The 13,415-nt window shown below is 42.4% G+C and carries 12 protein-coding genes and 2 pseudogenes; 4 read left to right on the top strand and 10 right to left on the bottom strand.

Annotation, left to right across the window (positions count from 1 at the left end; genetic code table 11):
- Positions 1–119: 119 nt before the first annotated feature.
- Positions 120–1,796: a 2-isopropylmalate synthase gene (gene leuA, locus ONZ52_RS17570; protein WP_265219984.1), complete on the top strand. Its 1,677-nt coding sequence runs from the start codon at positions 120–122 to the stop codon at positions 1,794–1,796.
- A 23-nt stretch (positions 1,797–1,819) separates the two neighbouring features.
- Here the strand turns inward: leuA and ONZ52_RS17565 are convergent, their stop codons facing one another.
- Positions 1,820–2,152 (bottom strand): helix-turn-helix transcriptional regulator, encoded by a 333-nt coding sequence (locus ONZ52_RS17565; RefSeq protein ID WP_265219983.1) that lies wholly within the window; start codon positions 2,150–2,152, stop codon positions 1,820–1,822.
- Complete coding sequence (locus ONZ52_RS17560; RefSeq protein ID WP_265219982.1) at positions 2,109–2,582, bottom strand: AraC family ligand binding domain-containing protein; 474 nt, start codon at positions 2,580–2,582, stop codon at positions 2,109–2,111. Before ONZ52_RS17560 ends, ONZ52_RS17565 begins: the two co-directional genes overlap by 44 nt.
- Positions 2,583–2,748: 166 nt before the next feature.
- Between ONZ52_RS17560 and ONZ52_RS17555 the strand changes: the two genes are divergently transcribed.
- Positions 2,749–3,867: a PA0069 family radical SAM protein gene (locus ONZ52_RS17555; protein ID WP_265219981.1), complete on the top strand. Its 1,119-nt coding sequence runs from the start codon at positions 2,749–2,751 to the stop codon at positions 3,865–3,867.
- Positions 3,868–3,953: 86 nt separating this feature from the next.
- On the opposite strand, the pseudogene ONZ52_RS17545 reads toward ONZ52_RS17555, so the two are convergent.
- The 7 genes and pseudogenes from ONZ52_RS17545 to ONZ52_RS17515 all read right to left on the bottom strand — a co-directional run bounded on the left by ONZ52_RS17545 (position 3,954) and on the right by ONZ52_RS17515 (position 9,998).
- A pseudogene (locus ONZ52_RS17545) lies at positions 3,954–5,271 on the bottom strand (methyl-accepting chemotaxis protein).
- Positions 5,272–5,434: 163 nt separating this feature from the next.
- The gene (locus tag ONZ52_RS17540; protein ID WP_265219978.1) at positions 5,435–5,713 is read right to left on the bottom strand and encodes a putative antibiotic biosynthesis monooxygenase; all 279 of its coding nucleotides are present in this window, start codon (positions 5,711–5,713) and stop codon (positions 5,435–5,437) included.
- Complete coding sequence (locus tag ONZ52_RS17535) at positions 5,710–6,471, bottom strand: MFS transporter (RefSeq protein WP_265219977.1); 762 nt, start codon at positions 6,469–6,471, stop codon at positions 5,710–5,712. Before ONZ52_RS17535 ends, ONZ52_RS17540 begins: the two co-directional genes overlap by 4 nt.
- The gene (locus tag ONZ52_RS17530) at positions 6,419–6,943 is read right to left on the bottom strand and encodes an MFS transporter (protein WP_346433252.1); all 525 of its coding nucleotides are present in this window, start codon (positions 6,941–6,943) and stop codon (positions 6,419–6,421) included. Before ONZ52_RS17530 ends, ONZ52_RS17535 begins: the two co-directional genes overlap by 53 nt.
- The gene (locus ONZ52_RS17525; RefSeq protein WP_265219975.1) at positions 6,943–7,971 is read right to left on the bottom strand and encodes a class I SAM-dependent methyltransferase; all 1,029 of its coding nucleotides are present in this window, start codon (positions 7,969–7,971) and stop codon (positions 6,943–6,945) included. The genes ONZ52_RS17530 and ONZ52_RS17525 overlap by 1 nt, the downstream gene beginning before the upstream one ends.
- 13 nt (positions 7,972–7,984) lie before the next feature.
- Positions 7,985–8,500, bottom strand: a complete 516-nt coding sequence (locus ONZ52_RS17520) for a TonB-dependent receptor domain-containing protein (RefSeq protein ID WP_265219974.1) — start codon at positions 8,498–8,500, stop codon at positions 7,985–7,987.
- Positions 8,501–8,531: 31 nt separating this feature from the next.
- Entirely contained in the window at positions 8,532–9,998 is a 1,467-nt protein-coding gene (locus ONZ52_RS17515; protein WP_265219973.1) for a TonB-dependent receptor, read from the bottom strand.
- Between the two features lie 146 nt (positions 9,999–10,144).
- Between ONZ52_RS17515 and ONZ52_RS17510 the strand changes: the two genes are divergently transcribed.
- Positions 10,145–11,095 (top strand): helix-turn-helix transcriptional regulator, encoded by a 951-nt coding sequence (locus ONZ52_RS17510; protein WP_265219972.1) that lies wholly within the window; start codon positions 10,145–10,147, stop codon positions 11,093–11,095.
- A gap of 81 nt (positions 11,096–11,176) precedes the next feature.
- Entirely contained in the window at positions 11,177–12,226 is a 1,050-nt protein-coding gene (locus ONZ52_RS17505) for a zinc-binding metallopeptidase family protein (protein WP_265219971.1), read from the top strand.
- A gap of 106 nt (positions 12,227–12,332) precedes the next feature.
- Here the strand turns inward: ONZ52_RS17505 and ONZ52_RS17500 are convergent.
- Positions 12,333–13,377: pseudogene (locus ONZ52_RS17500) on the bottom strand (methionine synthase).
- Positions 13,378–13,415: the final 38 nt, after the last annotated feature.

Raw genomic sequence — 13,415 nt, 5'->3', positions numbered from 1 at the left:
CTGCATTTTCTAGATGGCTCTGTCCATTTTGCGACGATAGTTGTCAATTACAGCTCAGACAGACAAAAAACTTCTCTTTAGCATAAGGATTCAATGTCTAATGCTAAAGAGAAAATATCATGCTAACCCAGCCTTCTATAAAATATCGCCCTGCTCAAATTATCGATTTTCCAGCCCGCACTTGGCCTTCAAAGCAGTTGAAGGCTCCGCCTCGTTGGTGCTCAACAGACTTACGCGACGGCAATCAAGCGCTTGCTAATCCGATGGATCACGTGAAGAAAATGGCTTTCTTTAAGCATTTAATTGAATGTGGTTTTAAAGAAATCGAAGTCGCCTTTCCTGCCGCGTCGCAAACGGATTTTGACTTTGTTCGATTATTAATTGAAGGCAATCACATTCCTGACAACGTGACGATTCAAGTCATGACACAGTCTCGTATGGATTTGATTGAGCGCACCATAGAGGCTCTTGTGGGAGCTAAAAGAGCCATCGTGCATATTTACAATGCTACCGCGCCGATCTTCCGAGAAGTCGTCTTTTGCCAAGACAAAACAGCAACCCTTGAATTAGCCGTGCAAGGCGTTAAACACATTCGCCAATTATGCGAGCAAAATCCAGATACTCAGTGGACTCTTCAATATTCGCCAGAAACCTTTTGTTTTACCGAACCTGACTTTGCCTTAGAAGTGTGCGAAGCAGTGAAAAAAACATGGCAGCCAAGCCAAGAACGCCCGATGATTTTGAACCTACCAACTACGGTAGAAGTAAACACGCCCAATGTGTTTGCAGATCAAATTGAATATTTCATGACGTCTTTTTCTTCTCTAGAACACATTACCATCAGCGTGCACCCTCACAACGACAGAGGCACAGGCGTTGCCACAGCAGAAATGGCGATACTCGCTGGTGCAGAGAGAGTTGAAGGCTGTTTATTTGGTAATGGAGAACGAACTGGCAATGTGGATCTCGTCACCTTAGCGATGAATCTTTATAGCCAAGGAGTTCATCCTAATTTGGATTTTTCAGACATGCGCCGCACAGTGGAGTTGGTCGAAGAGTGCAATGAACTTCCCGTTCATCCTCGGCATCCTTATGCTGGCTCATTGGCTTTTACGGCGTTTTCAGGTTCACACCAAGATGCGATCAAAAAAGGCTTTGCCGCACAAAAATTAACCTCGTCGACTGTTTGGCAAATCCCTTATTTACCATTAGACCCGAAAGATATTGGCTGCTCTTATGAAGAAGTCATTCGAGTAAATAGCCAATCTGGCAAAAGCGGTGCTGCTTGGTTATTACAGGAAAATCATGGACTGTTTTTACCACGCAAACTACAAATAGACTTTAGCAAAAAAGTCAAAAATCATACGGATCAAACTGGTCACGAAATGCCTCTAGCCGATGTTTGGCGTTTATTCAGAGAATCCTACAGGCTGAACTCAGATGACAAAGGCCAAATGACATTAATGACTTATCGCAGCCATAGCTCAAACGGATTACAGGAAATTCGCGCTACCTTACGCTACCAGGAAAAAACATGGCAACTGGTTGGCGAAGGCAAAGGATTGTTGTCCGCCATGCTTGATGCGTTAAGAAAGCGTTTTAACTGGCAGATAAACATCAGTGACTTTCATGAACACACTTTAGGGCAACAGACGAAAAGCAAAGCGGTGAGCTATGTTCAAATTGAGTCAGATCAGGTTACACCAAGTTTTGGCGTTGCTATTAATGAAGATTTGACTAAGGCCTCGCTACAGGCACTAATCAACGCTTGCCATCCTTTATACAAAGAAGCTTAGCGAGACGGTAACTTTCATTACGTCTATTGAGATTGCAGTAAATAGTCAGTCGGTGAAACGCCGACTCGACTTTTAAACATCGCACTAAAAGCACTGGGACTATCGTAACCAATCAGAATCGCGGTATCTAAGACGCTTTTTCCGCTGGCAAGATACTCCAGAGCCAATAATAAACGCTTCCTACGCAGCCATTCTGCAAATGTTAGCGACATTTCTTGCTGGAACTTTCGAGTGACAGAACGCTCGCTTATGCCCAAAATATGAGCACCATCGGCATTTGTCCAATCATGAGCAATGCGTTGACTGACATGATCACACAAAGAAACCAAAGCAGCAGAGACTCGGCAATGGCACATAGAAAGACACGCTCGATAATCGACGTAATTCGTCCAAAATCAATTCAATAATTCGCTCATCACGACCTCCTGAAACAATTTCTTTAGGAAGCTCTAACGCTTCAATAATAAGTGCCTTTAACAACATGGATACGTCAATGACAGAGCAATCATGGGGCAAATCGGCCCGAGCAAGAGGGTCAATAAATAGCGTTCTCACTTTTACCAAACCGGTCATATAAAGACTGTGTTCAATTCCTGCAGGAATCCACATTCCCCGATTTGGAGGAATCACCCAACTACCCAAACGAGTCTCTACACGTATCACACCACTTAGTGTGTGAATCAGCTGTGCGCAGTTATGAGCATGATAAGGCTCAAATTTACCGTGTTCATAATCTTGTGCGTAAGCCACAACACTATTTGGTAAATAATTGTTTTGAAACAACACGCAGTTCTCCTAGAAACCCATCGATCATTCAATTGAGTGTACCTATCAATAAGCAGATCTCAACACACTACGCGAACAAACTTAACACTCCACAATAACAAGCTTGCTTTATTGAAATCTAACGACCAAAATACTGTTTATACATACAGTATTTTCAGGTGTTTTTATGTCTACTTCTTTTATCAATAACAGCGATCAAAAAGGCGAAAAATCTCCTTTCAATCATCCTATCAAGGGGCGCGGCACAGCCAATAATATGGCGGGGCGCTTTGCTATTACGCTGGTAGAAGTAGATGAAAACGACGAAGCGATTGCTTTGCTGGAAACATCATCGCCCAAGACGGAAGTTCGTCATGAACGCGCCAAAAGCATTATTAGTCGCAATTCGTCTCCTGATATTCCTTTTCGCCTGTCGGTGAATCCTTATAAAGGCTGCGAGCATGGCTGTGTATATTGCTTTGCTCGCCCTACTCATGCGTATTTAGATTTGTCGCCAGGGTTGGATTTTGAGACCAAGCTGGTTGCCAAAACCAATGCGGCATTTTTGTTTGAAGAAGAACTGGCGCACCCAAACTATCGATGTGAACCCATTGCATTAGGTATTAATACCGATGCTTATCAGCCGATTGAAAAACAGCTCAAGATCACTCGTCAATTATTGGAAATCGCCTTGGCGCATCATCAGCCAATCTCGCTAATAACCAAAAGCACCTTGATACTCAGAGATATAGATTTACTCACTCAAATGGCAGCAAAAAAGCTTATTCATGTAGCGATCAGTGTGACGACGCTCAATAACGATTTAAAGCGTATTTTGGAACCCAGAACAGCGTCTGGAAAAACACGTTTACAAGTCATTAAAACCTTACGTGATGCTGGGATTCCTGTATCGGTTTTGGTTGCACCCGTGATTCCTTTTATCAACGATAACGAGCTAGAAGAAATCGTCGCTGCTTGCTCTGAGGTCGGCGCACAATCCATCAATTACATTATGTTGCGTTTGCCTCACGAGGTTGCGCCTTTGTTTTCGGATTGGCTCCACCAGCATTACCCAGATCGAGCCGAACACGTTTTACAACGTATTATGGACATGCGTGGTGGCAAACTCTACAACAGTCAATTTGGCAAGCGCATGACAGGTGAAGGCATCTTTGCAGATTTGATTAACCAACGCTTTCACGTAGCGCGACGCAAATATGGATTGGATGACAACAGACTGAGCTATCTCGATTGCCGCCATTTTGCCGTTCCACCAAAGGAAGGCGATCAGATGGCGTTGTTTTAGTAACTTAAGCAGTCTGCTTAACGCAAAATTCCCTAAGAGCAAAACTCTTAGGGAATTTGAATGTCGAGTCTTTGTTTCAAGAACAACTATAGTTTGTTGTTAAATTGGCCCACCGCATCAACGACTTGTCTTGCACCGATCTGAATATCATTCATCACATTACCCGCTTCGGTAGAAAGGTCTAATGCCTTATGAGCTTTATCCATGCTTTCTTCAATAAGAGATACAGCTTTTTCTGTGAGGTTTTTATTTTCCCCAACCACCTTGATAATTTCTTCGGTGGCAGAGCTTGTTCTAGAAGCAAGTTGTCTAACTTCATCAGCCACCACAGCGAAGCCTCGGCCTTGCTCGCCTGCTCGCGCCGCTTCTATTGCAGCGTTCAGAGCAAGCAAGTTGGTCTGATCTGCAATACCGCGGATACTTTCTACCAAAGCAGCCACTTTTAATGACTGAGTATTGAGGCTCGATTATTCCTTTGCTAGCACTACTCATTTGCACTGAAAGTTCATCCATGGTCTGAATCGTCGACTCGATGACTTTTTTACCTGTAATAGCGTCCGCATCACTTTTCTTGGAGATGTCATAGGCGATCTCAGAGGTTTCCGAAATAGCGAACTCTCGATTCATTTGCTCGGTAATAACCGTCGCGAATTTAACAACTTTATATAACTCGCCACTTTCATCGTGTATTGGGTTATATGAAGCTTCCAACCACACCGCATTTCCATGGCTATCAAAACGTTTGAAACGTTCAGAAACAAATTTACCCGACCTAAGTTGACGCCAAAAATCCTGATATTTTGAAGACTCAACTTCTTTCGAATCACAAAACATTTTGTGATGTTTACCAATAATTTGGCTTTTTGAATACCCCATACTTTTAAGGAAGTTGTCGTTAGCATTTAAGATGATGCCATCTAGACTAAATTCGATCACTGCAGACGAGCGGTTCAATGCAGCTAACATGTCTTCAACTTCTTTAGATTGAGAAATCGTTCGCGTAAGCTCAGCAGAGTAGACTTCTAATATCACGCGCCCATCTTCTGCTTGTTTTCTTGGCTGGATAATCGAACGATACCATGCTTCTTGACCTTTTTTGGTCTCTAGCTGTAAAGCGCCATGCCAGTGCTTTTTCTCGCTAATCGCAGACAACATTTTTTGGCAATGCTCTTTTTCTAAAGACTTTTTAAGTATCAAGTCTTTAATATTTTTGCCTTTTAATTCTGCTTTCTCAAATCCACAGGACTTTATGAAAAGCGAGTTTGCATCTACTATTTTTCCTTCTAGGGTCATAGAGAAATACAACATTTCTTGTCTAAGATCAGCCTGAGTTTCTTGAAAAGAGGCAAGCTCTTTTTCTAACTCAGTAATTCTGGTCAATAATTTGTTGTTGCCAAATAGCATTTGCTTCTTCCTTTAAGTATCTCAATTCGACTTTATTAAAAAGAGTAGCGGATGCTTTGCCCAAACGCGATAAAATTTTTTGTAGCATAAAGAAAACATCGCTTTATATGTACAAAAATATTATGTACTTTCATTAAGCTTGTACATAACTCCCCCCTTTATTCTATCTACGCAACCAGAAAAAGAACCGTTTTTGCAAGCTTGCCAAAATAACACTCATAATCGGTACTATAATGATCGTCATAATCAATAGTCTAATAGGTAAAGAAAAATCACTTATATAAGGGGTTAATAACGGGAAAAAAATATTCAATAGTGGATAGATAGATACCCAAACGAGTAACATCATCTTCCATTTTTTAGGGGCAACTTTCATTAACTCTTGCCCTGTCGGTTCATTAAGCACCAATGAGTCTAATTGACTATTGTTATCGTTTATCATGATTTTTCCTTTTTAAACATCCAATAAAATGACAAGCCGCAAACCACCAATGCCCCAGCAACAAGCCAGGAAAACATACCAACATACCCCACTAGGTCGAGAATTATGCCAGCAGAAATAGGTACCAAAATACGAGATAAAGAAAACAAGCTGGTCTGTAAGCCATAATCGCTGGCAGAAAAATGTGGACGGCTGTGAATCATAATCAAGCCAAACAACACACCAGATGAGAGGCCAAGCGCGATTGCCACAATAAAAACAGCACATATAAGACGCCAATCGGACCACTCCAGAGAGACGGCAAAGCACATGCCTAACAATGCAATCACATTCACCACAGAGAAGATAAATAAGGCTCGATAAGGCGATAGACCAGCAATACAAAGGCTATAGAAAAAGCCTGAGAGCGCGGCGAACACACCACTGCAACTAGCAATCCATGCAATGTTATCTATGCTTAGCCCTAGGTCTAACATAACCGGTTTAAGATACAGCCAAGCAGCACCAATAAAAGGAAAGTAAAGCACAAGGATAATGTTCCACATCACCATATCGGATCGTTGAAAATAGCCTTTCCAGATGGCAAAAAGCGACTGTAATGATGTAACTATTGAGGCATTTTCTGAATGAAAACGTTCACTGTCTATCATCGGATAACGTACATGGGCTATATACAACAAAACACCGCAAAGTAAAGCCATGAGGCTAAAGATATAAAAAGGCCACGCCCAACCCAAACGAGCGTACACCAATAACATGAGTCTCACCACCAACAACCGACGCTAATGCCGTCACAGCAGAACGTATAGCGCCCGTTTTAGGGCGTTCAACTTCGGGGAAACGCTGAATAGCAAATGCGTTAATGGGGACATCCAACCAAGAAGTTATCAAGGTGGTACACACGGCAACAATAAATAGTGTCTTAAATGTTGTTATTTCAATATTTAAAATAGACAACACCATCAAACAACATAGAAAGCCCCCACCAAGTAACACACTCCACTTAAAGTAGTTAGATTGCCGAAAGCGGAAAAGATCGATCGGCGATGCCATTAAGAATTTCAGAACAACCGGTAGACCAGAAATTTGAAACAAGCCAATTTCTGTACCACTCCAGCCATACTCTCTCATCATCAATGGCACTCCAAGATAGAGATAAATTGATGTCATTGTCAGAGTAAAATTACACCACCCAATGACCCAATGAAGATAAAAGTAAGGGGATGTCATCACAATGTTTTTCTCCCGCAGTAAAGCCTCACAGGGGCCATTGGGAAGTCTATTACGTCTTCTGTTTGTATGACCTCTAACCCGTTTTGATCTAACAACGCAGCAATTTCACCTTGCTTTGGTAGATAGTTGCCTTTCATAACCATAGGTAAATAAAAGGGTAAAACACCTTCACACTGTTTCTTTTCAGCGGTTTGCTCGGCATGAAGAATCAGTAAAAAGCCATTGGGCTTAAGTAACGCTGAAATGCGTTTTATCGCCCCATTAGCATCCTCTATGAAATGCAATACAGAAGAACACCAAATCAAATCAAATCGCCCAGTTGGTGATTGCGTATTCAAATCACCTGACTGAACGTCAATACGGTGCTCCAACCCCTCTGCCATAACATTTTGATAAGCTATGTTCGCCGTTTCAGGGAAATCAAATAACACGCCTGTGGAGTTAGGAAAACGTCGTGCAAGTGACAGAGCAACCAACCCGTGTCCACCACCTAAATCTAAAAAATGCAGTGGTGTTTCTTCAGCAATAGTCACGTTTAGCACACGACCAAGGATACGATCGAGTGCTGGCACAGTTACTGCTCGCTGCTCTTGAAAAATCTGTGCCTTAGCCGCTTTTGCCCACAATGGCGCCATCGCTGAAGATAAAGCGGTATTGTTCTTTGACACATACAGCAGTGCTTCAAATTGTTCAGTAAAGCGCCTTAACGTTTGAAAGCGAAATTGCAAAGCTTGTGAACAATCCATTGATGATGTACTGGTCATATAACGTTTTGCTAACGCACTCGCTACGTATTGATTATCTGTGACCTTATCAATACAGCCCATACTCCATAAGAGATCTAGCCATCCTTTGATATTAGTGGATGGCATCGCCAATTTATGGGCTATTTCTTCTATCGAGCAAGGCTCTAGCAATACATCAAACAAAGATCGAGATAATGCCACTTCAAGCGCTTTCATCTTCACTTGAGAACCAGCAAGATCCCAAAACGTTTGTAATTCATGATAATCCAATTGAGTCATATCCCTATCTCCGTTAAAGTTCCAAAGTAAATTTCACACCGTATTCTCTTGGCGGGCTGTAAACCGTCACATAGCCATTTTGATAACCAACAGCATCAAATTGACGATCTTGCAGATTATTAACATACGCTGATAAAGACGCCTTATCCGTCAGTGGATAACTCGCGGAGACATTGACAACTTCATACCCCTTTTGTTGATACTTGTTCGCTGCATCAAGATAGACCGCGCTGCTTCCAACTAAACTAGCTGCCACAGACCAGCCACCTACATCCTCATAACGCAGCGATAAATGGCCATTCATTTCAGGAGCAAAAGGATTTCGATTACCTGAATAGTCATTGTTACCATCAATAAAATGATCGAATCGTGTTTTATTCCAAGCCACACCAATCTCTGTACTCCAGTTTTCATTGAAGTAATATTCAAGTGATGCTTCCAAACCATCTGAAGTGGCATCAGCCGCATTAGTCAAATAGATCAAACCGACGGTTGGCATCTGACTAACTTGCATATTTTTTATATCCATATGATAAGCAGACAGGGTGTAACGTAGCGGTTTATCTGATAGATCGCCCTTTAACCCGAGCCTCAAAACTTTGGTTTTTTTCTGGATCATAAGATGAATAATTAACGGCTGGAGAAACAGTATTAAAACCACCAGAGCGAATCCCCTCTGCATAGCTGGCGTACAACATATGATCAGTATTTATGTTGTACTTTAGGGTTAACTGAGGCGTTAGATCTGTCCAGCTTTCAGACTTTTCTTGTGCCATAGAAGGATTAAGCTTTACCTCATCTCGCGCAGCTCGAATACCCGCGACGACAGAAAGATCCGAGCTGATCGGCATTGTCCAATTAGTAAAAAGCGCATAGGAATTGCCCGTTTGCTGGGCTTGTAAATCACTTAAACCTAAAAAAGTTTTGGAAAGTGTACGCAAATCATGATCTTGGCGTTCTAAATAAGCACCGAATAACCAGTCTGCCTCGCCTAAGTTTCCCTCTAGACGAAACTCTTGGGATAAGGTCCGAAGATGATGATCTCGACCAATATAAGTGTTTTCTGCTGGTTGAAAATCCGTATCTTGCTGTACTTTATCTCTATAATCGTTATAGGCCGTAACCGAATTAAAACGCATACCTGATGACAATTCATGATTGGCATTAATCGAGAAGGTTTGACCCACAGAATGATTCCAGCTATCCGTTGCTGATGCTACCGTGGCCCGTTTTCCACTAGGTGAACCCCATAACATCGCACCATCGTCATAGGCTTGTCGGCGATAACGAACAATTACATCTGTTTTGTCAGAGATTAACCAACGTAACCCTGCGTTTAAGTTCTGCCGTTCTTTATCATCCGCCTTGCTTCCCGTCGTGACGTTATCAATAAAACCATCTTGTTGAAGAAACTCCCCTGACAAGCTGATATAGATCTCATCTTCAACCAAGGTCTGGCTAGTTGAAAGCTGCACCCTTTGTTTATCTCGGCTGCCAACTTCAACGCCCAATATTGTCTTGTCTTCACCGATTAGATCGTTACTAAAGATAGAAATCACACCAACTTCAGCATTGCGACCATACGCTGTTGATTGTGGGCCACGCAGCACCTCAACCCGATTGATATCAACAAGATTATTTTCGAACCCCTGAGCGGTTAACGTAGGGACACCATCAACCATGAGCAAAGTAGAACTAGATAGCGCATTAAAATTTGCCGTCAAGCCCCTAATTACCGGAGAATTAATACCAGACTGCCCAAAGGGTTGAAAGCTCAAGCCTGCGACTCGTCCTTCCAATTTAGCTAAACTATCTATGCCATCTTGCAGCAATACTTCGGTATCGTAGACAGTGGCATGCGATGCTGTTTTTGATAAAACTTGCTGCTTCTTATCCGCTGTTATCTTCAACTCAGGTAACAAAACCATACGTTCTTGTTCTGTACCTTCTTGAGCAAGAATAGATACAGGAAGTATTGCCAAAACCCCTATCAGTAACTCAATACTGGATAATTTTTTTTGTTTCATCTCACTCTCTCTTTCTCGTAATTAATCCTTTACGCTATAAAGAAAGATGATAATATTAGTTGAGATTGATTATCATTTAATTACTTATTCATTTCGTTCAAATTCATATTCATTACGTCCAAATCACATAAAGAACGGGAAACACCATGGCCTTTCTAGTGAATAAAAATGCATTAACAGAAGTCACTGACCTTCAATCTGGCTGGCAGAGACAAGCCATTTCCTCTCAGCTAGGAGAATGTTATATAGACAGATTTGTTATAGAGCCTGGACTATCGATCGCGTATTCACGCTATACACCAACGCAAGATTTAATTGAAGAAAGCACCATAGAAAAAGACTCATCAACGCTTAGCCTTACTTATGGTTTAGAAGGGCATTCTCGTTATCAGACAAAGCAGAACAATACAGAAGATTTCATTTTTGAGCCTAATTACACCACCATCACCACCTTTGGTAACAGCTCTGGAAAACGTCTGTACGCCGCGCATAAAACCACTAGCCAATTAAGAATATTAGTGGACGGCAGTGCCTTTAAGCGCTATCAAATCCCTTTCGAATTTCAAGCGGATAAAATCCCTTTGCCTCGCCAACATCAGCATATAAAAACGTCTAAAAATACCCAACACTATATTAATAGACTGATGCAAATAGCATTATCCAAGCATACCGAACGACCTTTAGAAAAAAATATTCTGGTACTCAACTTACTTAGCGAACAGCTTGAACGACTTCAAACAAACACAGGAAAAGAGCGTCAAAATCTAGACATTAACCTTGGGGATGAACATAAAATCGCGCAGGCTCGGTTGTTCATGATTCATCACATGAGCCAACCTTTGAGTATTGCTTTTGTCTGTCAAAAAATTGGGATTAGTGAAAGCAAACTAAAACTGGGGTTTCGTGCCATTTATAATACCAGCCCGTATAAATTGTTATTAGAAGCCAGAATGCACAAAGCATGGGAATTGCTCACATCAGGCCATCAGGTAGCTCAAACAGCCTATGCTGTAGGTTACGAACACCCCTCCAATTTCAGCGCGGCTTTTAATCGTTTTTACGGCTGCCCACCAAAGTCTATAACTTCATCAAAATAAATAAAAAAACGTTATGTAAATCACACATTAACGTTTATAAACAAGATTCCGATTTCCCCCTTTTTATTGGAACCTATTTGCATGCCTAGTGATGATTTTATTGATGTACTGAAACTGCTAATTCGCGCCCCCAGTGTAGTGGGTGCAGAGCATTCATTTTTTCGTGTATTACAACGTGAGCTAGAAGAGCGAGGCGCAAAAGTTACTTGGTATGAAGGTTTACTGGTCGCCCAAGGCAGTGACCCATTTAGCACCATGTTTTCAGCGCACATTGATCGTCATGGGTTGGTGTGTACGGGTCCGAATGAATTCCAATACGCGGCATTTGTGTCGGCAAACCGTACGGATTTGCTGAATAACTCGGTGTCTGAAGAGTTGATGACCAAGGTCACAGAGCGCTTCAACCACGAAGAAATCTATGCGTACGAACCTTGGTCTGGCGTCTACCGTGGTAAAGGCACCATTAAAAGCTCTTATGTTTGTGAATTTCGTAATAACTTAATTTTTGAAACTGAGGGTTTAGAGGGGGTAGTTGCCGGTACGCCAATCGCCTTTAAAGACCAACTGCATATTGTCGATCATCGTTTAGAAGGTCAGCTCGATAACGTGATTTCAGCCGCGGCTTTGGTGCATCTTTTTGATCATGGCTTTAAAGGTACGGCCTTTTTTACGGCACAAGAAGAAGCCGGAAAAAGCTGGCGGTATTTGCTTGAGTGGTTCCGCCGTTTTGGTGGCTCAACCAACCGTTTATTTGTGGTAGATACTAGCCCGTTTCCCAACGTAGAAGCCGCCAATGAACAGCTTCTCGTGTTGAGGGAAAAAGACGCCAACGCGACCTTTAACCAAGACAGCACCAAATTACTCGAAGAACTGTGTGTCAAAAACAACATCAGTTATTTGTACAAAAACCGTTACGTGGAAAACGAAAACGCCAAACGGGCTGAGCAAGGATTGCCGCCAAGCTCTCTAGGCAGTACGGAACTTGGGCGTATTATCGCCGCATCTAATGGTTTGGTGGATGGCACAACCATTCAGATCCCCACCATTGGCTATCACACTATGCATGAATCAGCGGCAGTAGAATCTGTGGATGCGTTTCTGGATATGCTAAAAGTTGTGTCGAATATTTAGATTCACCAGATTCTATTTATTACTACCTGAAGCAGCACATAAAAAAGTCCCGTTTCGATATATGAACTCGAAGCGGGATTTTTTTATAGATTAAGACAAATCAATACTACAAAGAGAGCTCTTTTCGGACGATTTCTGCACCCGCTGTTAAGGCATTTAGCTTGCCTCTTGCCACCTCACGCGGCAATGGAGCCATGCCACAGTTAGTACAAGGATAAAGCTTGTCAGCATCGACAAACTGTAATGCTTTGCGCAGAGTATTGGCGACTTCTTCTGGTGTCTCAATGGCATGGTTTGCCACGTCGATGGCGCCGACCATGACTTTTTTACCGCGAATCAGTTCGAGCAATTCCATTGGCACGTGAGAGTTATGACATTCAAGGGAGATGATATCGATATTAGATTGTTGCAGCTTAGGAAAGGCTTCTTCATATTGTCGCCATTCAGACCCCAACGTCTTTTTCCAATCCGTATTGGCTTTGATGCCGTAGCCATAACAAATATGTACTGCGGTTTCGCATTTAAGGCCTTCGATGGCGCGTTCTAAACACGCGATGCCCCAATCATTCACCTCATCAAAAAACACATTAAACGCGGACTTCATCAAACTGGATGATATCCACACCAGCGGCTTCTAACTCTTTGGCTTCTTGATTGAGAATCTTGGCAAATTCCCACGCGAGCTTTTCGCGGCTTTTATAATGATCATCATAAAGCGTATCAATCATAGTCATCGGCCCTGGCAGCGCCCATTTAATCGGTTGCTTGGTTTGCTGACGTAGAAACTTAGCATCTTCAACAAACACTGGCTTGATGCGACTGACAGGGCCAACAACCGTCGGGACGCTCGCATCATAACGATCACGAATTCTCACCGTCTGACGATTCTCAAAATCCACACCGCTGAGGTGCTCAATAAAGGTGGTCACAAAGTGTTGGCGCGTTTGTTCACCGTCACTGACAATATCAATACCCGCCTGCTGTTGCTCTTGCAGCGAGATGCGCAACGCATCCTGTTTGCCGTCCAGCAATTGGTCACCTTCTAATTTCCAAGGCGACCAAAGGGTTTCTGGCTCTGCAAGCCATGTGGGTTTAGGCAAGCTACCTGCCGTTGATGTTGGTAGAAGTGTGTTATTCGTCGCTGTTGTCATAATAAAAATACCGTCTATTAAATGTAATATTGACCAAG

Origin of the sequence: Marinomonas rhodophyticola, assembly GCF_026113935.1 — a bacterium.
Taxonomy (GTDB): Bacteria; Pseudomonadota; Gammaproteobacteria; order Pseudomonadales; family Marinomonadaceae; genus Marinomonas; species Marinomonas rhodophyticola.
Note: the sequence above shows the minus strand (reverse complement) of the source record. Positions and strands in the feature narration are given on the sequence as shown.

Bases quoted from the DNA above. Each gene is read 5' to 3' on its own strand.
- ONZ52_RS17510 (WP_265219972.1), top strand. From the start codon at position 10,145: ATGGCCTTTCTAGTGAATAAAAATGCATTAACAGAAGTCACTGACCTT.
- leuA (WP_265219984.1), top strand. From the start codon at position 120: ATGCTAACCCAGCCTTCTATAAAATATCGCCCTGCTCAAATTATCGAT.
- ONZ52_RS17515 (WP_265219973.1), bottom strand. From the start codon at position 9,998: ATGAAACAAAAAAAATTATCCAGTATTGAGTTACTGATAGGGGTTTTG.
- ONZ52_RS17525 (WP_265219975.1), bottom strand. From the start codon at position 7,971: ATGACTCAATTGGATTATCATGAATTACAAACGTTTTGGGATCTTGCT.
- ONZ52_RS17540 (WP_265219978.1), bottom strand. From the start codon at position 5,713: ATGATAAACGATAACAATAGTCAATTAGACTCATTGGTGCTTAATGAA.
- ONZ52_RS17565 (WP_265219983.1), bottom strand. From the start codon at position 2,152: ATGTGCCATTGCCGAGTCTCTGCTGCTTTGGTTTCTTTGTGTGATCAT.
- ONZ52_RS17535 (WP_265219977.1), bottom strand. From the start codon at position 6,471: ATGTTATTGGTGTACGCTCGTTTGGGTTGGGCGTGGCCTTTTTATATC.
- ONZ52_RS17530 (WP_346433252.1), bottom strand. From the start codon at position 6,943: ATGACATCCCCTTACTTTTATCTTCATTGGGTCATTGGGTGGTGTAAT.
- ONZ52_RS17555 (WP_265219981.1), top strand. From the start codon at position 2,749: ATGTCTACTTCTTTTATCAATAACAGCGATCAAAAAGGCGAAAAATCT.
- ONZ52_RS17505 (WP_265219971.1), top strand. From the start codon at position 11,177: ATGCCTAGTGATGATTTTATTGATGTACTGAAACTGCTAATTCGCGCC.
- ONZ52_RS17520 (WP_265219974.1), bottom strand. From the start codon at position 8,500: ATGGATATAAAAAATATGCAAGTTAGTCAGATGCCAACCGTCGGTTTG.